Source organism: Cryobacterium sp. M96, from assembly GCF_002929845.1.
Classification (GTDB): domain Bacteria; phylum Actinomycetota; class Actinomycetes; order Actinomycetales; family Microbacteriaceae; genus Cryobacterium; species Cryobacterium sandaracinum.
Genome location: NZ_PJJS01000046.1, coordinates 87,312 through 114,284 on the forward strand (window position 1 = coordinate 87,312; position 26,973 = coordinate 114,284).

General features: G+C 63.5%; 24 protein-coding genes and 1 pseudogene. 18 read left to right on the plus strand and 7 right to left on the minus strand.

The window, feature by feature from the left end; translation table 11 throughout:
* Nucleotides 1-273 precede the first annotated feature (273 nt).
* From rpmH to CXY79_RS08250, 8 genes are all read left to right on the plus strand, one after another.
* Nucleotides 274-411 carry a 50S ribosomal protein L34 gene (gene rpmH, locus CXY79_RS08215; protein ID WP_104100646.1) on the plus strand — a complete coding sequence of 46 codons (138 nt, stop codon included), beginning with the start codon at nt 274-276 and terminating at the stop codon, nt 409-411.
* An 8-nt stretch (nt 412-419) separates the two neighbouring features.
* Entirely contained in the window at nt 420-809 is a 390-nt protein-coding gene (gene rnpA, locus CXY79_RS08220; RefSeq protein ID WP_104100647.1) for a ribonuclease P protein component, read from the plus strand.
* 3 nt (nt 810-812) lie between these two features.
* Entirely contained in the window at nt 813-1,124 is a 312-nt protein-coding gene (gene yidD, locus CXY79_RS08225) for a membrane protein insertion efficiency factor YidD (RefSeq protein WP_104100648.1), read from the plus strand.
* A gap of 7 nt (nt 1,125-1,131) precedes the next feature.
* Nucleotides 1,132-2,103, plus strand: a complete 972-nt coding sequence (gene yidC, locus CXY79_RS08230; protein ID WP_104100649.1) for a membrane protein insertase YidC — start codon at nt 1,132-1,134, stop codon at nt 2,101-2,103.
* A 13-nt stretch (nt 2,104-2,116) separates the two neighbouring features.
* On the plus strand, nt 2,117-2,632 hold the full coding sequence (locus CXY79_RS08235; RefSeq protein ID WP_104100650.1) for a R3H domain-containing nucleic acid-binding protein: 516 nt from the start codon (nt 2,117-2,119) through the stop codon (nt 2,630-2,632).
* 11 nt (nt 2,633-2,643) lie between these two features.
* Nucleotides 2,644-3,276, plus strand: a complete 633-nt coding sequence (gene rsmG / locus CXY79_RS08240; protein WP_104100651.1) for a 16S rRNA (guanine(527)-N(7))-methyltransferase RsmG — start codon at nt 2,644-2,646, stop codon at nt 3,274-3,276.
* A gap of 87 nt (nt 3,277-3,363) precedes the next feature.
* Nucleotides 3,364-4,302 carry a ParA family protein gene (locus CXY79_RS08245; RefSeq protein ID WP_304466194.1) on the plus strand — a complete coding sequence of 313 codons (939 nt, stop codon included), beginning with the start codon at nt 3,364-3,366 and terminating at the stop codon, nt 4,300-4,302.
* A complete protein-coding gene (locus tag CXY79_RS08250; protein WP_104100653.1) occupies nt 4,302-5,252 on the plus strand; it encodes a ParB/RepB/Spo0J family partition protein in 951 nt (316 codons plus the stop codon). The genes CXY79_RS08245 and CXY79_RS08250 overlap by 1 nt, the downstream gene beginning before the upstream one ends.
* A gap of 2,076 nt (nt 5,253-7,328) precedes the next feature.
* Here CXY79_RS08250 and CXY79_RS08255 read toward each other — a convergent pair.
* From CXY79_RS08255 to CXY79_RS15955, 6 genes are all read right to left on the minus strand, one after another.
* Nucleotides 7,329-8,285, minus strand: coding sequence for an ATP-grasp domain-containing protein (locus CXY79_RS08255; RefSeq protein WP_104100654.1), 957 nt, complete (start codon nt 8,283-8,285; stop codon nt 7,329-7,331).
* Between the two features lie 50 nt (nt 8,286-8,335).
* Nucleotides 8,336-9,655, minus strand: coding sequence for a PLP-dependent aminotransferase family protein (locus tag CXY79_RS08260; RefSeq protein ID WP_104100655.1), 1,320 nt, complete (start codon nt 9,653-9,655; stop codon nt 8,336-8,338).
* Between the two features lie 118 nt (nt 9,656-9,773).
* Nucleotides 9,774-10,097, minus strand: coding sequence for a thioredoxin (trxA, locus tag CXY79_RS08265; protein ID WP_104100656.1), 324 nt, complete (start codon nt 10,095-10,097; stop codon nt 9,774-9,776).
* Between the two features lie 43 nt (nt 10,098-10,140).
* Nucleotides 10,141-11,103, minus strand: a complete 963-nt coding sequence (gene trxB, locus CXY79_RS08270; RefSeq protein WP_104100657.1) for a thioredoxin-disulfide reductase — start codon at nt 11,101-11,103, stop codon at nt 10,141-10,143.
* A 101-nt stretch (nt 11,104-11,204) separates the two neighbouring features.
* Complete coding sequence (murJ, locus tag CXY79_RS08275) at nt 11,205-12,824, minus strand: murein biosynthesis integral membrane protein MurJ (RefSeq protein ID WP_369827957.1); 1,620 nt, start codon at nt 12,822-12,824, stop codon at nt 11,205-11,207.
* Nucleotides 12,817-15,210, minus strand: a complete 2,394-nt coding sequence (locus CXY79_RS15955) for a DUF6049 family protein (RefSeq protein WP_158250251.1) — start codon at nt 15,208-15,210, stop codon at nt 12,817-12,819. Before CXY79_RS15955 ends, murJ begins: the two co-directional genes overlap by 8 nt.
* Before the next feature lie 80 nt (nt 15,211-15,290).
* Here CXY79_RS15955 and CXY79_RS08285 point away from each other — a divergent pair, with 80 nt between their 5' ends.
* The 10 genes and pseudogenes from CXY79_RS08285 to CXY79_RS08330 all read left to right on the plus strand — a co-directional run bounded on the left by CXY79_RS08285 (nt 15,291) and on the right by CXY79_RS08330 (nt 25,225).
* Entirely contained in the window at nt 15,291-16,721 is a 1,431-nt protein-coding gene (locus tag CXY79_RS08285) for a CCA tRNA nucleotidyltransferase (RefSeq protein ID WP_104100659.1), read from the plus strand.
* Nucleotides 16,722-16,947: 226 nt separating this feature from the next.
* Nucleotides 16,948-17,952: a hypothetical protein gene (locus tag CXY79_RS08290; protein ID WP_146068115.1), complete on the plus strand. Its 1,005-nt coding sequence runs from the start codon at nt 16,948-16,950 to the stop codon at nt 17,950-17,952.
* Between the two features lie 268 nt (nt 17,953-18,220).
* A pseudogene (rpsF, locus tag CXY79_RS08295) lies at nt 18,221-18,589 on the plus strand (30S ribosomal protein S6); the annotation flags it as partial.
* Nucleotides 18,590-18,784: 195 nt separating this feature from the next.
* A complete protein-coding gene (locus CXY79_RS08300) occupies nt 18,785-19,288 on the plus strand; it encodes a single-stranded DNA-binding protein (RefSeq protein ID WP_104100662.1) in 504 nt (167 codons plus the stop codon).
* A gap of 56 nt (nt 19,289-19,344) precedes the next feature.
* Nucleotides 19,345-19,608 (plus strand): 30S ribosomal protein S18, encoded by a 264-nt coding sequence (rpsR, locus tag CXY79_RS08305; RefSeq protein ID WP_035835236.1) that lies wholly within the window; start codon nt 19,345-19,347, stop codon nt 19,606-19,608.
* 8 nt (nt 19,609-19,616) lie between these two features.
* A complete protein-coding gene (rplI, locus tag CXY79_RS08310; RefSeq protein WP_104100663.1) occupies nt 19,617-20,066 on the plus strand; it encodes a 50S ribosomal protein L9 in 450 nt (149 codons plus the stop codon).
* Nucleotides 20,067-20,509: 443 nt separating this feature from the next.
* Complete coding sequence (gene dnaB, locus CXY79_RS08315) at nt 20,510-21,901, plus strand: replicative DNA helicase (RefSeq protein ID WP_104100664.1); 1,392 nt, start codon at nt 20,510-20,512, stop codon at nt 21,899-21,901.
* Nucleotides 21,902-22,200: 299 nt separating this feature from the next.
* Entirely contained in the window at nt 22,201-22,572 is a 372-nt protein-coding gene (locus CXY79_RS08320; RefSeq protein ID WP_104100665.1) for a hypothetical protein, read from the plus strand.
* The gene (locus CXY79_RS08325) at nt 22,565-22,891 is read left to right on the plus strand and encodes an ATP-dependent DNA ligase (protein ID WP_104100666.1); all 327 of its coding nucleotides are present in this window, start codon (nt 22,565-22,567) and stop codon (nt 22,889-22,891) included. The genes CXY79_RS08320 and CXY79_RS08325 overlap by 8 nt, the downstream gene beginning before the upstream one ends.
* A gap of 249 nt (nt 22,892-23,140) precedes the next feature.
* Nucleotides 23,141-25,225 carry a fructose-specific PTS transporter subunit EIIC gene (locus tag CXY79_RS08330; protein WP_104100667.1) on the plus strand — a complete coding sequence of 695 codons (2,085 nt, stop codon included), beginning with the start codon at nt 23,141-23,143 and terminating at the stop codon, nt 25,223-25,225.
* A gap of 204 nt (nt 25,226-25,429) precedes the next feature.
* Here the strand turns inward: CXY79_RS08330 and CXY79_RS08335 are convergent, their stop codons facing one another.
* Nucleotides 25,430-26,116 (minus strand): hypothetical protein, encoded by a 687-nt coding sequence (locus CXY79_RS08335; RefSeq protein ID WP_104100668.1) that lies wholly within the window; start codon nt 26,114-26,116, stop codon nt 25,430-25,432.
* Nucleotides 26,117-26,973 lie beyond the last annotated feature (857 nt).

Genomic DNA, 26,973 nt, shown 5'->3' on the forward strand with positions numbered 1-26,973 from the left:
CCAATTCACAGGGTTTGTTGAAAACCTGTGGATAACTTGTCCTCACGGTAGTCAATCACCGCCAGTCCGGCCAAATTCGTTCGCATTTCGTGCGCGTGTCGATGCTCGAAATGGGTGCGATTGTGTGTACAACCGATGATTTCGGGAGGTCGAGTTTGACCATCACCGGCCAAAGCCGTAGTTTTAATCAGTTGACCCCAGCCCGAGGGCTACCTCACTCTTTCCCGGCCGCTCAGTTTGGCCTACGGAGATTTAACACGTGGAGACAAAACAATGAGCAAGAGAACGTTCCAGCCGAACAATCGCCGTCGCGCCAAGGTGCACGGCTTCCGCCTTCGCATGAAGACCCGTGCCGGCCGCGCGATTCTGGGTGCTCGCCGTCGCAAGGGTCGCATCGAACTCTCCGCTTAAGTACTCTCGTGCTCGCGGGGGCCAATCGCATCACCGCCGGTGACGACTACAAGTCGGTCGTGCGCCGGGGTGCGCGCATCGTCGGCCCGCACCTGGTGACGTATCTGCGCCGGAATCCGGAGGAGGCTCCGGCACGGTTCGGTTTCATTGTGGCGAAAAACGTGGGTGACGCCGTGCGGCGCAATCGGGTCCGACGTCGTTTGAAGGCGGCGAGCTACGCTGTGCTGATCTCTGCGCGGCCCGGCACGGATGTCGTCATCCGCGCTCTGCCGTCAGCAGCGGATGCGCCGTGGTCGACCCTGCATGCGGAACTGTCCGTGGCGCTGGAGAAGTTTCAGCGCATTTCGGTTACATCCGTTGCCGGTAAGGCCCCGGCAGCGATCCGATCGGATCGCTGACTGATGAACAGGTTCTTGACTACGCTCGTACTCCTCCCACGCAATGCGGGGGTTCTCGTACTGCGTGCGTACAGAGCCGTGATTTCCCCGCTCTACGGCGATGTTTGCCGGTACTACCCCTCCTGTTCGGCGTATGCACTCGGCACCGTTCAGGAATACGGACTCGTCGTGGGATCAGCCCGAGCCGCGCTGCGGCTGGGCCGATGCCATCCGTGGGCCGAAGGCGGGATCGATGACGTTCCCCTCAGGCGGAAGCGTCGCGTCATCGTGACGTCGTTTGGTTTTGTTATCGCAGCGAGCCACGGAAAGGGCTGACGCAAAGATGGACCTCCTAGGTACGATTCTCTGGCCGCTGAAATGGGTCGTCGAGGCTCTACTCGTCGCATTCCACTCCCTCTTCTCCGTCATGGGGATGAACTACGACGACGGCCTCACATGGGTGCTCTCGATCGTCGGACTCGTGATTGTCGTCAGGGCCGCCCTGATTCCCATCTTCGTGCGGCAGATCAAGAGCCAGCGCAAGATGCTGGAGGTCGCGCCGCAACTCAAGAAGATTCAGGACAAGTACAAGGGCAAGAAAGACCAGTTTTCGCGCGAGGCCATGTCCCGCGAGACCATGGAGCTCTACAAGCGCACAGGCACCAACCCGCTGAGCTCCTGCCTGCCTCTGTTGCTGCAGATGCCGATCTTCTTCGCCCTGTTCTCCGTATTGAATGACGCGCAACGCAGTCAGGCTGGAGTCGGCCCACTCAACGACGATCTCGCGAAGAGCTTCGGAAACGCCACCCTCTTCGGCGACGCGCCGCTGCATGACTCGTTCGCGTCTCAGTGGACGAAAATGGTCGCTGGTCAGGACTTCAATGCCGTCGTTATGTGGATCGCGGCCATCATGGTGGTCCTGATGACCGCCTCACAGTTCATCACCCAGCTACAGATCGTCTCCAAGAACATGTCGCCGGAAACCAAGGCAAGCCCCATGTTCAAGCAGCAGCGCATCATGCTCTACCTGCTTCCCCTCGTCTTTGCCTTCTCCGGTGTTGCCTTCCCTCTCGGCGTCATGTTCTACTGGCTCACCTCGAACATCTGGACCATGATCCAGCAGTTCCTGGTCATCCGGAATATGCCCACGCCCGGCAGTGAGGCCGCCAAGGCGCGTGAAGAGCGACTGGCCCGAAAGGGTAAACTCATCGCCACGGATGGTGACGTGATTGTGGTCGAAGAACCCAAGAAGCCTCAGCGTCAGCAGCCGGTCGCAAAGAATCGTGCCAAAAAGCAATCCGGCCCTAAAAAATAAGAAGAGACCCAACGTGACTGAGAACACTGACGTGATCGCCGCACCTGGACCGGCGGACGATTCCCCCACGCTCGGCCAGCTCGAGCAGGAGGGGGACATCGCCGCGGACTACATCGAGGAATTCCTCGATATCTGCGACCTCGACGGGGACATCGACATTGACGCGCGTAATGGGCGGGCATACCTGTCCGTCAATTCCTCGGATGTCGCAAACCTGCGTTTGCTCTCCAAGCCGGAAACCGTCAATGCCTTGCAGGAATTGACGCGACTGGCCGTGCAGAACAAGACCGGGGCTTTCTCGCGGTTGATCCTGGATATCGGCGGCTCGCGCGACGCCCGGCAGGCCGAGTTAGCCTCGCTGGTGTCCCGCGCCGTGGAACGCATCCAGGCAGGTGCCGCCGAGGCATCACTGCCGCCGATGTCCTCCTACGAGCGCAAGCTCGTGCATGACCTGGTGTCGGAAGCGGGTTTCGTCTCTGAGTCCAAGGGCGAGGGCCGGGACCGTCACACGGTCATCTCCGCCGCGTAGTACATCGAAATATTGTGACTCACACTCTCGAGGTGGAGCCAGCCGTTGCCGCGGATCTCTTCGGTGGCCAGATCGACGGTGCCCGCGCCTTCGTGGCCAGTCTGGCTGCGCAGGGCGAGGAACTGGGCCTGATCGGCCCGGTGGAAGTACCACGGCTATGGAGTCGACATATCCTCAACTGTGCGATCGTGGCGCCGCTGCTCCGACCCGGACTCGTCGGCGATGTCGGTTCCGGGGCCGGGTTACCCGGCTTGGTGCTGGCGATCGCCCGGCCGGACGTGACGTTCGTACTCATCGAGCCCATGGAGCGCCGGGTCGCGTGGTTGACCGGCCAAGTGGCCGCGCTCGGCCTGACCAATGCGACCGTACTCCGGGCTCGGGCGGAAGACGTTCGGCTGCCCGGGCGGCTTGACCAGGTGACCGCCCGTGCGGTCAGTGCCTTCCGCACCCTGATCCCTCTCACGGCCCCCCTTCTGAATCCCGGCGGTGAGTTGGTGCTGATGAAGGGCACGGGCGCCGCGGCGGAGGTCGAAGCCGCGGCGAAGGCCATCCGTAAGTTCCGGCTCAGCAATGTCGAGGTGATCACCCTCGGCGAGGGCGTGCTGCAGGATGTGACTCGAGTCATAAGGGCTACAGTGGATTAGTCCCTGGTGTCTGCTCTTATCAGTGCTGAGGTACAACCGGAGTCCCTGTGGGGGTGGCTCATCAATCGTCGATCGCGAAGGTTTCACGTGAAACAACCTGGTGGAGACCAGCAATCAAGCAAGGCGGCCGCGGTGTTTGACGATACGACCCCGCTTGCGCGTGAGATTTCTGACCTGACGCGGCGCCGACAGCGGATTGCCTCCGAGACGCTGCCGAGGCCGGCGAAGACGCGCGTCATCACCATCTCGAACCAGAAGGGTGGCGTCGGCAAGACCACGACCGCGGTCAACTTGTCGGCCGCTCTGGCCCGTCAGGGCGCTCGCGTTCTGGTGATCGACTTGGACCCCCAGGGCAACGCGTCTACAGCCTTGGGCGTCGAACATCGCGCGGAAACACCCAGCGTCTACGATGTCATCGTCAACGACGAGGAAATGGCTGCGGTCGTTCAGACCAGCCCGGAGTTCGGCTCGCTGTTCTGTGTGCCGGCCACCATCCACCTCGCGGGTGCAGAAATAGAGCTCGTCTCCTTGGTCGCCCGTGAGCAGCGTCTCAACCGTGCCCTCGAATCGCACCTGAAAACGATGGATGACCCCTACGATTACGTTTTCATCGACTGCCCCCCATCTCTGGGACTCTTGACGATCAACGCGTTTGTCGCGGCCCGCGAGGTGCTGATTCCGATTCAGTGTGAGTACTACGCGCTCGAAGGTCTCAGCCAGCTGCTTAAGAATATCGAATTGATCGAGAAGCACTTGAACCCGGATCTCGGGGTGTCCACGATTCTGCTCACGATGTACGACAGCCGCACCAACCTGGCGAACCACGTGGCCCAGGATGTGCGTGAACACTTCCCCAAGCAGGTTCTGAACACCCTTATACCGCGTTCCGTGCGTGTCTCTGAGGCGCCGAGCTACGGTCAGAGCGTTATCAGTTACGACCTCAACTCTGCCGGATCACTCTCATACCTCGAAGCAGCAGCAGAGATCGCCCATCGGGGCGCCCCCAAGACAGGAGTCGCGCTCTAATGGCTAAAAGGACTGGGCTTGGCCGGGGGATCGGTGCACTCATCCCCATTCAGGACGACCCGACTCAGGCGCGTCCAGTCGATGTGTTCTTCCCCTACACCAATGCGGTGCGCTCGGACGAGACCGAGGGACTTCTCCCGGTTCCGGGTGCGCGGCTCGCGCACCTCAATCCCAGCGACATCGTGCCGAACCACGTCCAGCCGCGGAGCACCTTCGATGAGTCCGACCTGGCCGAGCTGGTACACAGCATCCAGGAAGTCGGCGTGCTGCAGCCCATCGTGGTTCGTTCCATCGTGGAGCAGCCCGGCAAATACGAACTAGTGATGGGGGAGCGTCGGCTTCGTGCCACGAAGGTGGCCGGACTGACCACCATTCCGGCGATCATCCGTGAAACGGCGGATGCCGACATGTTGCGTGACGCGCTGCTGGAGAACCTGCATCGCGCACAGCTGAACCCGCTCGAGGAGGCGTCCGCCTACCAGCAGTTGCTGGCCGATTTCGGCATCACCCAGGAGGAGCTCGCACAGAAGATCGGTCGGTCGCGGCCGCAGATCACCAACACCATCCGTTTGTTGAAGCTCCCCGAGGCCGTGCAGATGCGCGTTGCCGCCGGTGTTCTGTCCGCCGGGCACGCGCGCGCGATCCTCTCCGTCGGGGATCCGGCGGGCATGGTCAAGCTGGCCGATAAAATCGTCAACGAGGATCTCTCCGTGCGGGCAGCAGAGGCCGCGGCCGCGATGCAGCCACGTGTCGATTCCGCCAAGCCAACGGGCGGACGTCGTCAGGGACACCTCGACGAGATCGCGGAACGCCTCGGTGACCGACTCGACACCCGCGTAAAGATCCATTTAGGCGCAAGAAAAGGCCAGATCATGGTCGATTTTGCCACGATCGGTGATCTCAATCGCATTCTCGACGTCCTCGGTGAACCCGGTTTCGGAGCCAGCTAGCCTCACCCGAGTGTCGAGCGCCCCGCTGATCGACCGCTCGGTGGTCGACCGGCCGGTGACCGATCACCCCGTGGTCGAGTGGGTCGACACCCGCCCACCCCATTAGTGTTTCACGTGAAACATGAGCATCGGCCCTCACCCGTGCGTCGAACCGGGCCGCGGTGTTCGAGCCTGTCCAGACTTCTGTCCCCTCACCTTTTCCGGTGGTGGAGCCTGTCGAGACCCGCGACCCGAGACCCGCGACCCGACATCTTGGTCGCACGTCCATCCAGATACGCTGGTCCTCCCGCGCATGCGGGCCTGCGATTCGTCAAACCGACCTCCGGTCATCGCCAGCTGAGTCTCCGGGGCGATCAAATCAGCCATGAACTGCACATTAGACGTCATCAGGAAGCAACCTAAGCATTCAGGTGGCAGAACAGAAATCCGCGTTACGGCCCTTATGAGGCCTAAATTCTGCGTTTCAGAGATCGTGCACTCAAGAAGCGCACTGACCAGCCCACCCTGGATTCACGGCTTGAGTCACGGCGCTCATTTCGAGTGAGCAGGCGGCATCCGCGGTCAGATTCTTGCCTGCAGAGAATGGAGCGATCCAGTGTGCACAGGTTGCGACAGGCTCGACGACCGTCGCCCCCCGTCCCGTTCCGGTGGTCAAGCGTGGCGGGACTGGTTCTCGTCGATCCGCTTCGGTGGTCGGGTTCGTCACGTGCCGGGCTCCTCGGGTCCTTCCGCGTGACCGAGCATGACGCGGGTCAACCTGGTAAATCATGAGTGTTGCGCGGGTGAGGTCAATCACTGGAGCGACCCTCGGCCCCCGTCAACTGATGACTTGTTCCCCACGGCTCGTGGGTTTGGTCCTGCCGTTTGTGCAACACGACGGGGAGTCGCCTGCCCCGTGCGCTGCGCAAACCCAGCAGGACCTGGGTGAGGCAGTATCGGCATCCCCTCGTCCCTGATCGATATTGCCGAAATCCAACCGCGTCGAGCGCAAGAACCCCGACAGGCAGACCCGAAGACACGACGTCCAGATCGGGCGGGTCGCCATGCGAACGGGTTCCGGGGCACTGCGTGGGCGAAGAATATCGTTTCCCCGTCCCGACATGGTCATGTTTCACGTGAAACACATGCCGGGTTCGGATCTGGTCTCTAAAAGTTCGACCCTGGAGCAGTTCCGCAGCGTCGACACCTCCGCGCACCTGCGCCGGTTCCCATTCCGGTCTTGACAGGATCGACCGCCGAAATGAGTGTGTTCGTGAGATCGGGGATCGTCAGCGGATGCATCCGCCCACGGCATGGCATCTGTCACAGTCGCGAGTTCGATCCGCCACCTAGGCCGATATGGTCGCGATGTTGCCTGTCTGGATTGCGCCTAATCCCGGGCACACGGTGCGGCGGAACGGTGAGAATGTCCTGCCTTGCGCGCGGAGTGCCGACTCCCTGGAGGCACGGCGGTTCGTCTGCGGTCTGGTCTCATTCCGTTAGCTTGCGTCACATCCGTCGAATCCGCGAAGGCGCCACACTGCCAAAGGGGAGGGGTAGGGGAGAGGGCCAGTCAGTCCGAGCTTGCTCACCCGTGGTTGTTCTCGGGCCGGTTCGTACGTGGAGACTCGGTGGTTTAGCGTCTACTGCGGTCAGCGAGTGGATGTGTCGTGAGCGTTTCACGTGAAACGTTGGATCCCGCGGATGACGGTCGGTGAGCGGACGGTGGCAAGTGTGGCCGGGGCTGTCCCTCGCGAGAGCATCGTCGATCAAGTAGTGTTCATCGACGCAGAGGAGCGACACCGAGCGTCGGGTGCGTGTGTACTCGTCACCATCTCCGACGGTGTAATGAAAGAGTCTGCGACCTAACTTCCAGGTGCAGCCAACGACGTCGGTGCCGTCCGGGCATTCGGGCAGGTACGGGGGGCAAGGCGTCCATGCCGGCAGGGCGGGCGGTGTGGGAGCGGGGTGGGTGCTCGATAGCCTTCACCAGCGTGAGGGGGGGGCTGGTCGGCGTGATCTCGATGAGTTCGTCCACCGACGGGCTCGAGTGGCGACAGAACCATGTTTCACGTGAAACACGGCCCACGGCGCGGACTACGAGCCGGCGATGGCGGCTCGGGCGAGGGCGTCGTAGACGGCGCCGAGAGACTGACCGGAAGCCTCGATGCACTGGGGCACCAGGGATGTCTCGGTCAGACCCGGAAGCACGTTCGCTTCCAGGAACCAGGGAACGCCATCCGAGTCCACGATCAGGTCGATGCGGGAGATGTGGCGCAGGCCGAGCAGTTCATGGATGGCGACCGCGGTTTGTGCCACCAGTTCCGCAATCTCCGCGTGGATCCGGGCCGGTGTGTAGAACAGCGTCTCTCCCGCGTTGTAGCGGGCCTCGAAGCTGTAGACGCCGTCAATGGGTACGATCTCCACGGCGGGCAGTGCAATGGGGCCGTCTCCGATGTCGATGACCGTGACCGCGAGTTCGCAACCCTCGACCTTCTCCTCCACCAGGGCGACCGTGGCGTAGGTGTAGGCGTCGACCATGGCACGCGGCAGTCCGGCGGGGGAGTCGATGATGTTGACCCCCTGGGCCGAGCCACCCTCGGCCGGTTTCACCACGAGCGGCGTGGGCATGGCCGTCAGGAGGTGCTCGAGGACGCTGGCGGCACCGAGATCGCGGAACGTTTCGGTGGACAGAGCGATTGCGTCGGGGGTGGCGTAGCCGGCCCGGCGCACGAGCTCCTTGGCGATCGGCTTCGACCAGGCCAGACGGGCCGGTCCAGCTAGCGAGCCCACGTGGGGTATCCCGGTGGTCTCCAGCAGGGCCAGGAGTGCACCGTCCTCACCGGTGGCGCCGTGCACGACCGGCCAGATCACATCGGGTTTCCGGATGGTCAGATCGGCGAGCAGGCCGGCCTGCGGGTCCAGAACGGTGACGGTATGGCCCAAGCTCGTCAGTGCATCCGCGACCCGGCGACCCGAGCGCAGTGAGATGTCCCGCTCGTGCGAGATCCCGCCCGCGAGAACAACGATGTCAAGTGCCAAAAAATCGCTCATGGTCAGGGTTTTTCCTTGCTTTGGCTGGTGTGGATACCGACGGAGACGAACTACGAAATGTCGGGGGGTGGGGAGTTGAAGCGGCCTTCTGCGCGCAACGGGTTCAGGGAACCGGTGCCGGCGAAGGTCTCGAGCAGGTCGAGCTCATCACGGAGGACGGATGCGAGGCGACGGATTCCGACCCGGATGTGATCCGGCGTCGGGTAGCAGAACGAGAGGCGCATGTTGCGCCGCCCGTCGCCGTCGGCGAAGAAGGCGGTGCCGGGCGTGTACGCCACGAGTTCCTTGACCGCCCGCGGCAGCATGGCCTTGGAGTCCAGTCCCTCTGGAAGAGTGACCCAGACGTAGAACCCTCCGTTCGGATTGGTCCAGGTGAGGCCGGGCAGGTACTCTTCCAGGGCGTCCAGCAGTGCGTTCTTTCGCTCGTGGTAGACCCCGCGGAAGGTGTTGATCTGGCCCTTCCAATCGGACGTCGCCAGGTACTCGGAAATCACCAGCTGGCTGAACGAGCTGGGGGAGAGCACCGCGGCCTCGTTGGCAAGCACCAGTTTCTCCCGGATGGCGTGCGGGGCCAGCGCCCAACCGACCCGGAAGCCCGGGGCGAGGGTCTTGGAAAACGTGCCTAGGTAGACGACTCCGTCCTCTTCGAGCGAGCGCATCGCATCCGGTGCCGGCTGGTCGAAGTAGAGCAGTCCGTAGGGGTTATCTTCCAACACCAGGATGTCGTTCGCCCGGGCGATCTCGAGGATCTCGAGGCGACGGGCCCAGCTCAGGGTCACTCCGGCCGGGTTGTGGAAGTTCGGGATCGTATACAGGAACTTGATGGTCTTGCCGGCGGCCTTGAGGCGCTGGATGTGCTGGCGGAGCGCTTCAGGGATCAGGCCGTGCTCGTCCATGGGCACGTGTTCTACCTCGGCCTGATACGACTTGAAGATGACCATGGCCGTGACGTAGCTGGGGCCCTCCGAGAGCACCACGTCACCCGGGTCGAGAAAAAGTTTACTGACCAATTCGAGGGCATGTTGCGACCCCGTTGTCACGACGACATCGTCGGCGTGCGCACGGATGCCTTCAAGCCCCATCACCTCGAGTATCTGCTCCCTCAGAACGGGAACGCCCTGACCAGAGCCGTATTGGAGAGCGACGGGGCCCTGCTGGCGCATGACCCGGTCCATGGCGTTGATAACCAGGTCGGGCGGTAGGGCGGCCACGTAGGGCATACCGCCGGCCAGTGAGACGACTTCGGGGCGGGAGGCCACCGCGAAGAGAGCCCTGACCTCGGAGGCGCGCAACCCCGCGGCTCGCTCGGCGTAGTGGTGGTACCACGGGTCGAGGTTGTTGCCGGTCTGGGGGGAGCGCTTCGCTGTCACGTCACTTCCGATCTGGTGAGGTTTCAATCGTATGCGGTCGGTACCATCCGGCCCGAATCCCGAAAAACCCGCCCGGCGTGAGCCGGACGGGTCAGTGCCTCGGTAGAGGCAGGGACGGTTAGGCCAGGTAGGCGGCCAAATCTTTCTCAAGGGCGACCTTCGGCTTGGCGCCGATGACGGTCTTGACGACCTCGCCCTTCTGGAACACCTTCATCGCCGGGATGGAGGTGATCTGGTACTTGGCGGCCAGCGCCGGGAAGTCGTCGACGTTCAGCTTGACGATGTCGAGCTTGTCAGCGTTCTCGCTGGCAATCTGGTCGAGGATCGGGCTGACGGCGCGACACGGGCCACACCATTCCGCCCAGAAGTCCACCAGAACGGTTTTTTCGTTGTTGATGACTTCCTGGTCGAAGGTGACGTCGGTGACGGCGCGTGCAGACATGTGGTTACTCCTTGATTGAGGGTTATGTGACTTCGGTGAGGGGTTACGCGAGTGCGGGTTCGCCGGCGCTGGCCAGCAGGTTCTCGGGAAGCGAGGCCAGGTAGTGCTCCGCGTCGAGTGCGGCGACGGTTCCGGATGCCGCTGCGGTCACCGCCTGGCGATAGGTCGGGTCGATCACGTCCCCGGCGGCGAAAACACCGGTCTGGCTGGTTTTCGAGCTGCGACCGGCGACGGCGATGGTGCCCTCCGGGGTCAAATCGAGCTTGGTGTGCACGAGGTGCGTGCGCGGGTCGTTGCCGATGGCCACGAAGATTCCGCCGAGGGGGAGCAAGGTTTCATCACCCGACACGGTGTTGCGCAGGACCAAGCCGTCGACGGCATCCGTGCCGGTGATGCCGACGACCTGGGAATTCCAGAGGAATTCAATCTTGGGGTTGGCGAACGCACGCTCCTGCATGATTTTGGAGGCCCGCAGGGTGTCCTTGCGGTGCACGACGTAGACCTTGCTGGCGAAGCGGGTGAGGAAGGTGGCCTCTTCCATTGCGGAGTCGCCGCCTCCGATCACGGCGATCGTCTTCTCCTTGAAGAAGAAGCCGTCGCAGGTGGCGCACCAGGACACGCCGCGGCCGGACAGGCGCTCTTCGTCGTCCAGGCCCAGCTTGCGGTAGGCGGAACCCGTGGCAAAAATCACGGAGAGGGCTTCGTGCTTCTCGCCGCTGCCCAGCGTGATGGTCTTGGTGTCGCCGGAAAGCTCGAGCTCGGTGACGTCGTCATAGACGACCTCGGTGCCGAACCGCTCGGCCTGCTCCTGCATCTTGGACATCAGTTCCGGTCCCTGGATGCCGTCGGGGAAGCCCGGGTAGTTCTCCACCTCGGTTGTGTTCATCAGTTCGCCGCCGGCCTCGACCGAACTGGCGATCAGAAGCGGCTTCAGGTTCGCCCGGGCGGCATAGATCGCGGCCGTGAAACCGGCCGGTCCGGAGCCTATGATGATGATCTGACGCACGCGTAGACTCCTTCAGATTGTGGGGGCAGCGATCTCGATTGCCTCGCTTCCGGATACAACACATCCTAATCGGATGCTATTCCACGCCGGCTGGGGACCGGTCAACGACGACGGATGCGGTCGATCACCGGGTCGATGAAGCCGCGCAGCTCAGCGGTGCGCATGAGCAGCAGCAGGCCGAAGTAGACGCCTGACATGGCGAGGCCGATGACGATCATGGTGAGAACGGCCTGGAGCTTCCCGGACAGGGCGAATCCAGCCTCCTGGGTGCCACCAAACACGAGCAGGAGGAGAACGCCGGCCGTGATCGCGGGCACGGCGGCGACTAGGTACTTCACGAGGCTGCGCAGGATGCGCCGCCCGTCGATGCCGCCGAGGCGCCCACGGAGCAGCCCTGCCGCCAGCAGGGCCTGCGCAATGCCGGACACGGTGACCGTGAGCGCGACGCCCGCGGCGATCCAGGCGCTGGGCAGGAGCGAGCAGGCAAGGACGCCGATGATGACCAGCGTCACCTGGAACAGGGTGAAGTAGAACGGCGTACGGGTGTCACCGAGCGCGTAGAAGGTGCGTTGTACGACGAACAGGACGCAGAACGCAACGAGGCCGAGCACGTAGGCGACGATGACGTTGCCGATGCTCTGCACCTGTTCGTAGGGGGCGACGAAGACCCGGGCGAACGGGTAGGCGCAGACCGCGATGACGGCGGAGGCGAGCACGATGATCAGGGTGGTGCCGCGGATGGCGGAGGAGGCATCCGTTCTGACCAGGGCCAGCTTGCCCACCGAGGCGTGCTCGCTCATCCGGGTGAAGTAGGCGGTGGTGACTGAGACGGTGATCACCGAATGCGGGAGCATGAAGATGAGCCAGGCCGTGTTGAGTGCGGCGACCGAGGCGTCGGAGTCGCCGGCGAGGGTGACCACCCGGGTTTCGACGACGCCGGCCAGGGTGGTCAGCAGGAGCATCCCGAAGGTCCAGCTCGCCATCCGGCCGGCCACGCCGAGCCCGACGCCGCGGAAGCGGAAGTCGGGGCGGAAGCGCAGACCGATGCGGTGCCAGAAATAGAACAGCACGACGGCCTGCAGCACGACGCCGAGCGTGGCGCTCCCGGCGAGGACGGCGATCATCGCGGGCGTGAACTCGGTGGCCAGCCGGGTCCCGTTCGGGTCGGCTCCGTAGAACGCCGAGAAGGTGAGTAGGCCCGCGATGGCCACGACGTTGTTGAGCACGGGAACCCAGGTGAACGGGCCGAAGGACTTGCGGGCGTTCAGAACCTCTCCGAGAACCGTATACAGGCCGTAGAAAAAGATTTGTGGCAGGCACCAGAAGGCGAACGCCGTGGCGAGGGCCAGCGATTCCGGCTTCATGTTGGACCCGTAGAGCAGGGTCAACAGCGGAGCAAGCGCGGTCGCTGCGATGGTGGTCGCGGCGAGGATGACCAGGGCCAGCGTGAGGAGTTTGTTGATGTACGCCGTGCCACCGTCGGCGTGCAGGCTGGCGCGCACGATCTGCGGCACCAGGACGGCCGTCAGCACCCCACCGGCCACGATGACGTAGACCGTGTTCGGAAGCTGATTCGCCACGGCGAAGGCGTTGGTGCTCTGACCGACCTGGCCGATCACCCCCGCCAGCACAATCAGCTTCACGAAGCCGAGGATGCGAGAAGCAATGGTTCCGGAGGCGAGGAACGCGCTCGCCCGGCCGATGCTGTCGGTCTTAGGCACGGGGCTCCGTCGGGGCATCGGCCGCGCTGGCGGGGGTCAGCGGGCCGGGCGCAGCGCCGGCGCCCCCGGATTCGGGATCTTCTTCTGGGGGTGCTTCGGCTTCAGGGACTGTGGCCGGTTCTGCCTCTGGCTCGGGGGCGTCCGCAGTCTCAGTTTCGGCACGTTCCCGTCGGCGTCGCAGAATGTTGCGCCACACCCCGAACCCGAAGAACAGCACCACGAACGCGGCGAACAGGAGGGATCCGAGGCCTTCCCAGTCTGCGCGCACGTTGATCGGGATGAGGGCGGGCTGCGAGATGACCGTTCCCGCCGGAGTGAGCAGGGTCACGCGCAGGGTGACGGCGCCGTTTCCCACTGCGGCCGTCACCGGGATGGTCACGGTGCGGGCGGATTGGGCTTCGATGGTGGACTCCACCGCCTCGCCGACCAGGAGGCGCCCGTTGGAGGGAACGACCTGCACCATCACCGTCACGGCCTGGCTCAGGGCGTTGTCCAGGGTCACCGGAATGTCGACCTGGCTGCCGACCACGTTGATGGGGCCCTTGGTCGCGACCGTGATGGAGCCCACAAGCGCCGAGGAGTTCGCGAGGCTGGTGCCGACGGCATCCGCCCAACTGGCCTCCTGGGATGCCCAGGAATTGGATAGCAGAGCCATCAGGTCCAGGCGCTGCGTGCCTGTGACGATCGTCGGGTCGGACAGTACGGAGGAAAAGTCGGTGATTGTCTTCTCGGCCTCGAAGAGCTCGGCGGCCAGGGCCACGCGATCCTCCGGCTCGGCCTGGCTGTCAAACTCGACCTCTTCGGCTGGAACGGATGCCCGCACCTCCGGCAGGGTGGACGGCGCGTACCACCGCAACCCGGCCAGCGCGTCGATGGTCTCGGTGAGTCGGTCCGCGTTGGGCGGCCACCCGCGGTCGAAAGTGGCCAGGAGGGTGCGCGCGGTTCCGGGGCGCTCGGCCGAGACGACCGCCAGCTGCGAGCTGACCTGGGACATGGCTTCGCGCCACGCGTCATCCGTTGTCGCGGCCGCGGCGGTGCGCAGGGCGGCGGCCAACGAATCATCGACGACCAGACCCAAACCGTGGCCGGTGCCGAGATCAAGGGATGCATTCGGGGTGAAGTCGCCGGCGGCCCCGGATGCGTTCGATCCGCCCAAAATGGTTGTGTTGAGGCCACTGGCCGCGAATACGTCCAGGTCTGCACTCGCAACGTCACCCTCGGCCGGCCAGCCGATGTCAGTGGCGCTATATTCCCAAGCAAGCAACTCTTCCGTGGTGGGTGGTCTGCCATCGCTGGGGGGTGCGGGCTGGTCCGTTGACGGCGCCGGTGTCTCGGTGCCAGGCGGGAGGGCAGGGTCGGAGTTCGGCGTCGCGGACTGGTCCGTCGCGGCGAACAAGGCAGGGTCGATCGCCTGGCCGAACGTGGTGGGCGTCAGCAGCGGCCCGGCGCCGGCTTGAGCCTGCAGGGCAAGGTCGGCATCGGCATAGCTGAGCGGGAATATATCGTTCGGAGCCTCGTCCAGCCGGTTCAGCCACGCGATTGCGCTGGGCGGTGCCGCCGAACCGAGGATTCGGATGGAAACAATGATCAGCGGGTCGATGGCAATGGTGACCGGGCGGCCGACGACGCCGTCGAGCTGGCGGCTCAGAACACCGGTCGGCGCCGTAAACGTTTCCAGTGCCTTTGACGTAATCAGGCCCGTCGACTGCGCGGGGACGGTGATCGGCATGATCACCGACATGTTGACGGGGGTGACCTCTTCGTCGGAATACCAGACGAAGGTGCCTCTGCCCTCTGCCCGCACCATGTCGTCTGTACTCAGGGTGGCGGCAATGCCGCGGGCACCCCACGCGTTGCCGCTGGTGAGGCCCACGGAGCCGGCCGGCACGGTCAAGGTGAAGATCTCGGTGCTGTCCGGCTGAATGGACGCCATCGTGGGCTCGCTCAGCATGAGATCGCCGGGTTTGCTGTTCTTCTCCGGATCCAGCCAGCTGTTGAGGGCGTTGCGGTTGATCAGTGCCCGTTCCGCGAGGAAGAGGTTGATGGTGCCCGGTGAGATGGTGTCAAGGGTCGCGTTCTCGACGGTGACAGTGACCGTGAGGTCCTGGCCAGCCTGGAGGGGCGCCAGTGTCGCGGGCGACACGCGCAGGTTCACCGCATTGGCCGTTACGGCGGCGATGGTCTTCGCTGTCGGGGCCGCTGGGGCAGATGCAGATGTGATTTCAGACGCGGTTGCGGATGCGGGCAGACCGGCGGAGGCGACCGGCAGAACCCCGGCCAGTAGGCCGATCAGAACGGCGCCGATCGGCCTCTTCGTGCGTGACCAGAGGCCGCGCATCGCTCCGGGGAGCGCGGGCCGACGCTTGAGAACAGACTCGGCCACCATGTAGGGGATTCTACGGCTTCGACGCGGGGGTAACGCCGCACCGGGGCAGCCGGCGTAGCTCCAGCAACTAACATGGGGTCATGCAAAGCGTTGCGACAGCCCTCAAGCGGCTGGGCGACCTGGCTGCCACCCCGACCGTTTCCCGATTGGCGACCGCGTTCCAGACGGCTGGACACGAACTGGCCCTCGTCGGCGGACCGGTCCGCGACGCCTTCCTCGACCGGCCGTTCAACGACCTCGATTTCACGACGGATGCCACGCCGGACCAAATCCTGCACCTCGTGAAGCCAATCTCGGATGCCCACTGGGATATCGGCCGCGCCTTCGGAACAATCGGCGCCCAAATCGCCGGCGAAAAGGTGGAGATCACGACTTACCGGTCGGAGAGCTACGACGGCCAGACGCGCAAGCCCGAGGTGGTTTTCGGCCACCGCCTGGAGGATGACCTGCTACGCCGCGATTTCACGGTGAACGCACTGGCTCTGCGCCTTCCGGGGCTGACTCTGGTCGACCCCGCGAACGGCATCGACGACCTCCTGGCCGGCGTTCTGCGCACGCCGATTTCCCCGGAGATCTCGTTCGGCGACGACCCGCTGCGCATGATGCGGGCGGCCCGGTTCGCCGCCCAGCTCGGATTCGCCCTCCACGCCGACACCGCGGAAGCGATGGAAGCGATGGCGGACCGCATTCGTAATATCTCGGCCGAACGCATCGGCGACGAGCTCTCGAAGCTGCTGTGTGCGGACAACCCGCATGCCGGGCTCGAGCTGCTGGTGGACTCCGGGCTCTGCAGCCGGGTGCTGCCGGAGATCCCCGCCCTGCGCCTCGAAGTCGACGAGCACCACCACCACAAGGATGTCTACCAGCACACCCTGACGGTGCTGGACCAGGCCATCGGCTACGAGAAGTCCCGCGGCAGCTTCGACGGCCCCGACCTGATTGTGCGCCTGGCGGCGCTGCTGCACGACATCGGCAAGCCCGCGACTCGCAAGCTCGAGCCGGGCGGCGTGGTCAGTTTCCACCACCACGACCTGGTCGGCGCGAAGCTGGCGAAGAAGCGGCTACGAGCCCTCCGTTTCGACAACGACACGACCGCCGCCGTGGCACGCCTGATCGAACTGCACCTGCGTTTTTTCGGCTACACCGAGGGTGCCTGGACGGACTCCGCGGTGCGGCGCTACGTGCGGGACGCGGGGGACCAGCTCGAACGACTGCACATCTTGACTCGTGCGGACGTCACCACCCGTAACCGCCGCAAGGCGGACCGGCTCGGCTTCGCCTACGACGACCTGGAACAGCGCATCGAGGAGCTGAACGAACAGGAAGAGATGGCGGCGGTGCGCCCCGATCTCGACGGTGAGCAGATCATGGCCGTCCTCGGAGTGGGTCCGGGCCGTGACGTCGGCGAGGCCTACCGGTACCTGCTCGAGCAGCGGCTGGATGATGGGCCGCTCGGCGAAGACGAGGCCACCCGCCGCCTTATCGCCTGGTGGGCCGAGCGCGCACAGTAGGCCCTCCCGGCGCCTTCCGGCCCCTCTATTCGCCGAGGCTCGCCGTTTGTGCCGAGAGTCGCCGCACGGGTGACGACTCTCGGCACAAACGGCGAGCGTCGAGACCCGGTGGCACTTCGCGAGCGGATGTGTCACCATCCCTCTCACAGGACCTCCGCCGCCGATCTTGGCCACAGGAGCCGCCCTTGCGATCGGAGCCAGTAGGCCGCACCACCAGCATGGCGCTATGAATCTCAACTCCCCGCATGACTGGCGGCCTTTGTATCTCGGTCGTGACGCTCGGTTTCTCGGCAGCGATGGGCGTCCTGTTCAACGGCTGGTCGGATCCGGTCAAGCCGTTCGCCTACGACGTGGCGTTGCCGTTGACGCGACCGGCTGGGACACCATCAGCGATCGTGATCGGTACTTCTTGCGTATGCGCGCCGTGGAGGCCACCAGAAAGTCCCAGCCCGTCTACTCTTATGAATCGGCTGCTGTTTTGTGGGGACTGCCCATCGTCGGCAGATGGCCCGACGAGGTCCACCTCATGGCTGCCGGTAAAACCGGCGTGCATTCGAAGAACGGGGTCACCTGGCATCACGACCGATTGCCCGACGAACACGTCGTGGAGATCGAAGGGATGCTGGTCACGGGTCTGCTGCGTACGCTGATCGATGTTGCACGAACGGCAGGATTCCTGTCGGCAGTCGCCACGCTCGATTACGGAACGAAACCTAAATTCATCCTGCCGAACGGCATGGCTGCGCTCGGGATCGACCGCGACATTCTGCTTGATCGACTCGACTCCGACGGACCAACCCGTGGGGCACGAGCCGCTCGGATCGCCATTGTCTTCTGCGACAGTCGATCCGGTTCGGTGGGCGAGTCCCTCAGCCGAGGACAGATTCACCTGTGCGGATTCCCGCCCCCCGAATTGAAGGTGTCCTTCGTGCACGAGGACGGGCAGGAAGACTTCACGGACTTCCGGTGGGTTCAGAAACAGGGGAACCGCACACTTCGCCTCCTCGGCGAATTCGACGGAAAAGTCAAGTACACGCGGGACGCCTTCATGAATGGGCGTACCAGTGAAGAAGCCGTGTGGTCAGAAAAACTTCGCGGGGACCGGCTTCGCGGGACGGGGCACGGAATGGCGCGCTGGATCTGGGCCGTAGCGCTGCGCCGGGAGAGCCTGAAACGGCTCCTGCTCGCCGCCGGACTGCGTCCCGAACCAGGGAAATGCCCCAACAGGTGAAGCGACCGTCGCCGTTCGTGCCCAGAATCTCCGATAGAACGGCGATGGTCGGCACAGTTGGCGATACTCGCGACAGCGTTGACGGACTCGGCGGCGACGAGGGCGCCAAACGGGTGAACGGGCGGAGGCGGTGGCGGAGGGCCGCCGTTTCCGGTAGCCTTGGCAGGCTGTCTGTGCGCCGGATTCCCGGCCTCCGCTTACAACACATGCACAACCCTCCTGCTGCAGAGATTCTGCAGCCGTTTAGTCCGAAGGAGGTGGGTTAGTCATGCATCAGTACGAGTTGATGGTTATCCTCGATCCCGAGATCGATGAGCGCACCGTAGCTCCCAGCCTTGACAAGTTCCTCAACGTTGTTCGCAACGATGGTGGAACCATTGACAAGGTTGACGTTTGGGGTCGCCGCCGTCTCGCTTACGAGATCAACAAGAAGTCCGAAGGCATCTACGCCGTTGTCGACTTCACCGCCAACGCTTCTGCCACGGCCGAGCTCGACCGCCAGCTGAAGCTGTCGGAAGCCGTCATGCGCACCAAAGTGCTTCGCGCAGAAGAAGGCATTGCCCAGGTCGCCGTCGCGAGCAAGCTCGCCGCCGAGAAGGCCGCCCGCAAGGCAGCCAACCCGAAGGTAATCGCTGCGAAGGCTGAAGCCGCTGCTGCCGCCCCGACCGCCAAGGTCGCCGCGTCCGTGAAGCCCGCATCGGCAGCTGCTGCCGCCGCGGTCAAGGCTGCTCCGGCTAAGGTCGAAGCCCCGGTTGTCAACGCTCCTGCCACGGCAGAAGCTGTTGCTCCCGCGCCGGCCGCGTCCGCCGACAAGGCAAGCGACAAGTAGCCCGTGGCCGGCGAGACCGTAATTACCGTGGTGGGCAACCTGACCAGCGACCCGGAGCTGCGGTACACGCAGAACGGGCTGGCGGTTGCCAACTTCACCATCGCATCCACTCCGCGCAATTTCGATCGCGCGACCAGTGAGTGGAAAGATGGCGAGTCGCTCTTCCTGCGCGCGAGCGTTTGGCGTGAATTCGCCGAGCACGTAGCTGGTTCACTGACCAAGGGTACCCGTGTCATCGCTTCCGGGCGTCTCAAGCAGCGTTCGTATGAGACGAAGGAAGGCGAGAAGCGAACGAGCATGGAGCTCGAGATCGATGAAATCGGTCCTTCGCTGAAATACGCCACCGCTCAGCTCACTCGCGCGCAGTCATCGTCTTCTCCTCGAGGCGGTGGCTCACCTGCCGTTGCCTCGAACGACGAGCCCTGGGCTGCCAGCGCCCCCGCCGCGAACACCGGTGGAGATGTCTGGAACACTCCGGGAAACTTCAGCGACGAGACACCCTTCTAAGCCGAGCCTTACAGGCTGTTGGCTGAAAAACACTTCTTTGAGAAAGTAAGGAAATCATGGCTGGAAAGTCGAGCGGCGACCGCCGCAAGCCGCTCCGCGGTGCTAAGGGTGGCAAGAATGCCGCTCCCGCGAAGTCGATCCGGGTTGGTGTCATCGATTACAAAGATGTCCCCACCCTCCGCAAGTTCATCTCCGAGCGTGGAAAGATCCGCGCCCGTCGTATCACCGGTGTTTCCGTTCAGGAGCAGCGTCTTATCGCCCGCGCCGTCAAGAACGCTCGCGAAATGGCGCTGCTGCCCTACGCCGGTTCAGGCAGGTAGGACACCTCATGTCAAAAATCATTCTGACGCACGAGGTCTCCGGCCTCGGTGCACCCGGTGACATCGTCGAGGTCAAGAACGGGTACGCCCGCAACTACCTCTACCCGCAGGGATTTGCTGTTTCCTGGACTCGCGGTGGCGAGAAGCAGATTCAGCAGATCAAGGCCGCTCGCGTAGCCCGCGAGCACGCCACCCTCGAAGAGGCGCAGGCTCTCAAGGCTGCACTCGAGAACGCCAAGGTCAAGCTGGTCGTCAAGGCCGGCGAAGGCGGACGCCTTTTCGGCTCCGTCAAGACCACGGATGTTGCGGATGCAGTTGCCGCAGCGGGTCTCGGTGCCCTCGACAGGCGCAAAATCGAGCTCAGCCCGATCAAGATGACGGGTGAACACCAGGCAACGGTTCGTCTTCGTGACGAACTGAGTGCGACCATCACACTGCTGGTGGTAGCTGCCAAGTAGGCTCTACAGCTTTACACCCGTGTGGCGGTGGGTTCCGAAAGGAACCCACCGCCACACCTGTTTAAGCGATGTCACACACCCAATCGGGGGTGATTTTAGTCCCAGAACATGAGGCGCTGTACACAGGTTTTCCCACACCTCGACAAGATTCAACACGTACTTTAGATAGGTTTTCCACACCACATTGTGAATAGAATTAATACCCGATCAAGCTGCATTTATGTGATAAAAAACTTAAGTTGTCCACAGTTGATTCCACAGCTTGTGCACAAGACACGCGGCGTTTCGCCCAGATTCTCCACAGGCTTATCCACAGGGCAGTTTGTTCTCTGCCGAGCCGGGTCCGTATGGTGGGCACGCGGCCGCAATCGAGGTGTGCACAGTGCCCGGCAGCGATGTCGGTGGGCCCTGATAGAACTGCACCACGAGTAAAGGAGGCACGAGTGTCGATCTCTCACTTGGGTCTGGCGGACAAGCGCGGGGCAGACTCACGCGGCGGACTGGAAGCCCGGCACACCGAGCGCACGCTCCCGCACGACCTCCTGGCCGAGCAGAGCGCGCTCGGCGGCATGATGCTGAGCAAGGATGCCGTCGCCGACGTCGTCGAGACCGTGCGCGCCGCAGACTTTTACATCCCCAAGCACGAGATCATCTTCGACGCGATCCTGTCGCTCTACGCGCAGGGCGAGCCGACCGACGTTATCGCCGTCACCGACGAGCTCACCAAGCTCGGCGAGCTGTCCCGGGCCGGCGGCGCGGACTACCTGCACACGCTCACGAGCCTCGTGCCGACCGCGGCCAACGCCGGTTTCTACTCTTCGATCGTCGCCGAACGCGCTCTCCTCCGGCGCCTCGTCGAGGTCGGCACCCGCATCGCCCAGATGGGTTACTCCGGTGAGGGCGAGGTGCTGGATCTGGTCAATACCGCCCAGGCCGAGGTCTATGCCGTCACGGGTGGCAGCGAAACCGAAGACTATGTGCCGCTGACCGACGCGGTCACAGCCGCGATCGAGGAGATCGAGGCTGCCAAGCTCAAAGACGGTCAGATGACCGGTGTTCCCACCGGCTTCGCCGATATGGACGAGCTCACCAACGGCTTCCATCCCGGCCAGCTGATCATCGTGGCGGCGCGTCCGGCGCTGGGTAAGTCCACGCTCGCCCTCGACTTCGCCCGGGCAGCCTCCATCAAGCACGACATGCCCAGCATTTTCTTCTCCCTGGAAATGGGCCGCAGCGAAATCGCGATGCGTCTGCTCGCGGCCGAAGCATCCGTGCCCTTGCAGAGCATGCGCAAGGGCGCCGTCGACGCGCGCGACTGGACCACCATTGCCGCCACCCGCGGTCGCATCAACGACGCCCCGCTCTACATCGACGACAGCCCCAACATGACCCTGGTCGAGATCCGGGCCAAGTGCCGCCGGCTGAAGCAACGGGTCGGCCTCAAGATGGTCATCATCGACTACCTGCAGCTGATGACGTCGGGCAAGAAGGTCGAGTCGCGCCAGCAGGAGGTCAGTGAATTCTCCCGCGCGCTCAAGTTGATGGCCAAGGAGCTACAGGTTCCCGTCATCGCCCTCTCCCAGCTCAACCGTGGTCCCGAACAGCGCGCGGACAAGATGCCGGCCATCTCAGACCTGCGCGAGTCCGGTTCGCTCGAGCAGGACGCCGACATGGTCATCCTGCTGCACCGCGAGAGCGCGTACGAGAAGGACAATCCGCGCGCCGGCGAGGCGGACCTGATCGTCGCCAAGCACCGTAACGGCCCCACGCGCACCGTCACGGTCGCGTTCCACGGCCACTACTCCCGCTTCGCCGATATGGTGCCGGGCGCCTGACACCCTGTAGGTTCCTGATCTACATGTCATAATCCTGATCTTGCTGTCCATCGCTTGTCAGTGATGACAACTAGCAATCCTCGAAAGTCGAAACAGCTTGGCGTGACTCGCCCACCGCGTCAGTCAGTAGCGGCCCTGTGGATGGACTGGAGCGCCGCACGGCTCCAACCTTCACTCGCGGGAATCGCCAGGGCCCGCCGGCGTCGGGGCAGCCTTTCGCGAGGCCAGCCTTCTCCCGCTGGCCTGCGCCGGTGGACCATCGGCGTGCGCGGGGCACAACAATCAGCTAGCATCACCGCATGAAGCGCATAACATATATCGGCGGCTCCATTGTCACGAGCAACAGCATCACATCAACGCTTCTCGACTACGTCACCTCAGTGGCCGAAAGCGACAATAGTGTGGCTGTGGATGTCACCGTGCTCGACGAGAACGACGAGACATCCGTGCACACGCTAATTCTCAGCCCAACCAGTCAATTCGACGTCGTCGATGTCGACGTCGAAGGGATGACGGAGGAAGATGAGGCGACGCGTTTCCCGTTACCTGAAATGCCGATGATCGGTATTACCGGCACCGTCGAAACCACAGGCGACGCTGGTCGGACGGCCAAAGACTTTAACCTTGTCGCTAACGAAATCGACAACGGACTTGGGAGCATTCATGGGTAAATTTATCTACGGGACTCCGTCGATCACCGTCGATTTCGACGACCGGGTGCTCGCTCACCTCAAGATCGTCATTTTGTCCAAGGTACGCCGAGGGGAAAGTTTCACGTTTTCGTGGGAATACTCGGCGGCATCAGGACACGGTCACAGCACCATTTGGATCCACCCAACGATTCCGCTTCAATTCGATTTTTTCGGCAATAGGGAACCTCTCCTAAACCGTGCTTGGGTCGAGGAATTGGTGCGTCTGTCAAACACACCAGGCGGCCTGCGGGTAACGCCGGAACCGGCCGAGTTGGAGACGCCCGCACGCGATCGATAATCGCCTGACTACTCCACCCTGGCCCCTGGCGTGAAGCCTGCCGGCGGGGTCAGGGCCAATGGATGCGCGACGTCGTGTCGATGGCCCGGATTGCGACGGACGCACTCGCCCTCAGGGGCTCCATCCGGTCAAAGGGCTAAGGCAGGCACCCACTTTCGGGGCAGTGATAAACTTAGCTAAACTTATGAACTTGGGCTGTGGTGTCCGCGGAAGTTCCGGTCGGCCTCGCCCCGGAAGGACGGCTTAGCCATGTCCCAACCTCTCTTCGAAGCGAGCACGGTGCCACCGAGACTCTTGATTCTCGGGATCACCGCCTGCCCCACGGGCATAGCGCACACCTACATGGCGGCCGAGAAGCTCGAGAGCGCAGCGGCTGAGTTGGGCTACGAGATGAAGGTCGAGACGCACGGCTCGGTCGGCGTCGAAGGCACCTTCAGCCAGGACGACATCGACCGTTCGGACGCAATCGTGATCGCGGCCGACACCAAGATCGATGCCTCGCGCTTCGTGGGCAAGCGGATCGTCTCCGTCGGGGTCGCCGACGGCATTCACCGCCCCGCCGCCCTGATCCGGGAAGCCCTCGCCGCCGAGCCGTCCACCGTCGGCGACAGTTCCAGCCGGGACGCCACGCCCTCGAGCAGCGGCAAGGCCGACTTCGGAAGCACCCTGTACCGCGCACTGATGAACGGCGTGTCGTACATGATCCCGTTCGTTGTGGTCGGCGGGCTCCTGATCGCCATCTCGCTCTCCTTCGGCGGCGAGGCGACCCCGAATGGGCTCGTCATCCCGGAGGGCAGTTTCTGGCTGACGCTCAACCAGATCGGCGGACTCGGTTTCACCCTGATGGTGCCGATCCTCTCTGGCTTCATCGCCTACGCCATCGCCGACCGACCCGGGCTCGCACCGGGCATGATCTGTGGCTGGATCGCCACGACCGGGGCCTTCTACAATTCCGAATCAGGCGCCGGCTTTATTGGCGGCATCATCACCGGTTTCCTGGTCGGCTTCGTCGCCCTCGGCATCAAGAAAATTCCCGTGCACCGCTTTATCAAGCCGATCATGCCGATCCTCGTGATCCCCGTGCTCACCACCGTGATCGTCGGCGGCGCCTTCGTGCTCGCCCTCGGCCAGCCGATCAGCTGGGTCTTCTCCAGCATGACCACGTTCCTCACCGGCCTGCAGGGTGGCAGCGCGATCGTGCTTGGCCTGATTCTCGGCGCCATGGTCGCCTTCGACATGGGCGGCCCGATCAACAAGACCGCATTCCTCTTTGGTGGAGCATTGATCGCGGAGGGGAACTCAGCCCCGATGGGCATGGTCGCCGCCGCGATCGCCGTCCCGCCGCTCGGGATGGGCTTGGCCACCCTGATCCGCGGCCGCTACTTTTCCAAACCAGAGCGTGAAGCCGGCATCGCCGCACTGTTCCTGGGATTCTTCGGCATCACCGAGGGCGCGATTCCGCTCGCCGCGGCCAAGCCGCTGCAGGTCATCCCGGCGAACATGATCGGTGGCGCCATGGCCGGAGGCATTGCCGCCCTGTTCGGGGTCACCAACTCCGTACCGCACGGTGGCCCAATCGTCGCCGTCTTCGGTGCGGTCTCCGGGGTGCCGATGTACTTCGCGGCCTTGCTCACCGGCGCCGTCGTCACCGCCCTCGTTTCGGTGCTGCTGCTCGGCATTTCCGGGCGCAAGTCGACCCGCCACGCTGCAGCGACGGGTGCGGCCACGGGCACCGCCGCCGGGGCTTCCGGTCCTGTCCCCGCGCCCACGGGCCCATCGGACGCGGATGCCGGCACGATCGGCTCGGTCGCGTCCGAGTCCGAATCGTCGCCTATGCCCCCGGCGAAGAAGACGGTGCTCGACTATATCGACGAACGCACGATCGTGCTCGACGTCGAAGAGACCGACCGGGATGCGATGATCAGCACCCTCGCCGGCCTGATGAGCAAGACCGGCCGCGTCACCGACGAGACCCTGGTGACCCAGGCCGCCCTCGCCCGCGAGAAGCACGGCACGACGGGCATCGGCGACGGCATCGCGATCCCCCACGCAAAGTCGGACGGTGTAACCGCCCCGGTACTCGCCTTCGCCCGCAGCACGCAAGGCATCGACTGGAACTCAGCCGACGGCTCCAAGGCCACGCTGATCTTCATGATCGCCGTCCCGGAGGCGGAGGCCGGAACCGAGCACCTGAAGGTACTCGCCCAGCTATCCCGCGCCCTGATAAAGCCCACCTTCCGCGACGCCCTCCAGGCCGCCACGACCCCCGCGCACGTACTCGAGGCGCTGGCCCTGCAAGTCGGCGCGAAGACGGTCGCACCCGACGCGTTCTAGGAGCCTGCCGATGGTACGCATCGGCAAACCCGAGCGCTTAGTCTCCAGCAGACCAGAAACGCCGCGGCTTCGGGTCGAAAACTCAACGATTTCGGCCTGCCAGGTTGGGTGTCACGAAGGAACGTCTAGCGGGGCACTGGCTGATGTTTTCGTTTACCGAATTTGTTGTCGGGAACCGCGACTGATTCAGGTCGCTGCGGTCGGTCAGGCGATGCTCGTATAGCGGGAGCAGGCATCGAGCACCTTGTTGGCATCATGAGTTCCTGCGCGATTGATGCCTTGCGGACCGAAAATCGGAAACGGTAGATCTAGCCGGCGCCCATCGACAGTCTGAAAAATGCGGAGGGCCAGAACCGCGACGCTGATATTTCCTATTTCGACCATGTGTCGGCCGGGATGGGCGTAATCAATGTCGTTCCAGGGCAGGGCCATTCGAGGGACATCGGTTCGTCCGCGGCCCCAAAGCTCGATTCCTTTCGGTCCGAGCGTGACCACGAAGTGCTGGCGCAGTCGCGGTCGGTCGGTCCCAATCGTCTTCAGGGCGTCGATGAGTGCCGGGGTGCGCTGCGTCATGAAGACAAAGGCGTCGGGTCGAAGCGCCTTTGCCGCTCGCAACTTGGCGCGCTGGAATACGGCGGTGCCCAAGAAAATCAGGGCGACAAGCACTCCAAGCCCCACCAGCCCGATCCGGCCTGTTTGTTGGAACGACATTCGATCGGCGAACTGGCCATCTGCGCCAACCAACAGGTCGCTGAGGACCACGGCGATGAACCCGATCGCGATGATTGCAAGGCCCCAGATCCCGATCTTCATTGGCAGCGAGGTGGGCACGTCGACGAACCGCACGGCATTGCCGAGCGACGACGTGTTGACTACCGCTCCAGAGGTCATGAGCCGAGCCTACCCATGGGGTGACCCGGAGCGGTAGCAACAACAGGGGTCGGAAATCACACGCCGTTAGGGCTGGTGATGCGGTCATGACGCGGCAGCATTGCTGCTCACCAAGGTGATGAGGGCAGCGGTGAGATTGCGTCCGGCAACCCTTGAGACACTAGGCACCGCCCAATTCGCCAAATGCAGTCAGATTCATGTGTGGGGTGTCTCGTAACCTCGGTGTGTCGAAACACATGAGATGTAAGACGACTCGAAGCCCGATAATGCGACATCGAGCTTCACAGGGCGCCGCCATTTATCTCCAAACTCCACAGAAACCCTGCCAGATAGGGTTCAAGCTCGATCTTCTTGGCACTGACACGCAAGGGTCTCAGACCCTGCTCATTAAAGGATTCGTCACCCCTCCGCCCGGCGTGAGCGCTCCTTGGATAGTTCGAGGCCGTGTTTGGCAATTACGGCCTCCGCTTGCTCTTTGTAATCAACCCGCATGAAGCGCCTCGAGAAGGCCCATTTGATCCACGGCTCCTGACTGTCGTGAAAACTCGCGTGTGCCGCGAACTCGCGTCGAACTCGCTGATGTCACTGCCAGCTGCGCGGAGGTGATCGCCGTTGGGCTGTTCAGACTCCAGCTCTGACCAAACTAAGCCAGCAAAGTAGGCCACGAAGAAGCTCGCCGCGCCCACCTGCCAGGAATGTCTGGCTATGAATTGCGAGGGCAACCGCGCTGTCGCGTCGAAAAGCGCTTCGACCGCTGGCGCGAGCCTTTCAATTTGTGTTAACGCCAACTGAAAACAGGGCCAGAAACGCCAACTGAAAATAGGGCCACCAACCATCATGGAAGGTGATCAAATTGG

Coding starts and splice junctions, on each gene's coding strand:
- rpmH (WP_104100646.1), top strand. CDS start 274: ATGAGCAAGAGAACGTTCCAGCCGAACAATCGCCGTCGCGCCAAGGTG.
- yidD (WP_104100648.1), top strand. CDS start 813: ATGAACAGGTTCTTGACTACGCTCGTACTCCTCCCACGCAATGCGGGG.
- yidC (WP_104100649.1), top strand. CDS start 1,132: ATGGACCTCCTAGGTACGATTCTCTGGCCGCTGAAATGGGTCGTCGAG.
- CXY79_RS08250 (WP_104100653.1), top strand. CDS start 4,302: ATGGCTAAAAGGACTGGGCTTGGCCGGGGGATCGGTGCACTCATCCCC.
- CXY79_RS08255 (WP_104100654.1), bottom strand. CDS start 8,285: ATGAGCGATTTTTTGGCACTTGACATCGTTGTTCTCGCGGGCGGGATC.
- trxA (WP_104100656.1), bottom strand. CDS start 10,097: ATGTCTGCACGCGCCGTCACCGACGTCACCTTCGACCAGGAAGTCATC.
- CXY79_RS15955 (WP_158250251.1), bottom strand. CDS start 15,210: ATGGTGGCCGAGTCTGTTCTCAAGCGTCGGCCCGCGCTCCCCGGAGCG.
- CXY79_RS08285 (WP_104100659.1), top strand. CDS start 15,291: ATGCAAAGCGTTGCGACAGCCCTCAAGCGGCTGGGCGACCTGGCTGCC.
- CXY79_RS08290 (WP_146068115.1), top strand. CDS start 16,948: ATGAATCTCAACTCCCCGCATGACTGGCGGCCTTTGTATCTCGGTCGT.
- rpsR (WP_035835236.1), top strand. CDS start 19,345: ATGGCTGGAAAGTCGAGCGGCGACCGCCGCAAGCCGCTCCGCGGTGCT.
- rplI (WP_104100663.1), top strand. CDS start 19,617: ATGTCAAAAATCATTCTGACGCACGAGGTCTCCGGCCTCGGTGCACCC.
- CXY79_RS08320 (WP_104100665.1), top strand. CDS start 22,201: ATGAAGCGCATAACATATATCGGCGGCTCCATTGTCACGAGCAACAGC.
- CXY79_RS08325 (WP_104100666.1), top strand. CDS start 22,565: ATGGGTAAATTTATCTACGGGACTCCGTCGATCACCGTCGATTTCGAC.
- CXY79_RS08330 (WP_104100667.1), top strand. CDS start 23,141: ATGTCCCAACCTCTCTTCGAAGCGAGCACGGTGCCACCGAGACTCTTG.
- CXY79_RS08335 (WP_104100668.1), bottom strand. CDS start 26,116: ATGACCTCTGGAGCGGTAGTCAACACGTCGTCGCTCGGCAATGCCGTG.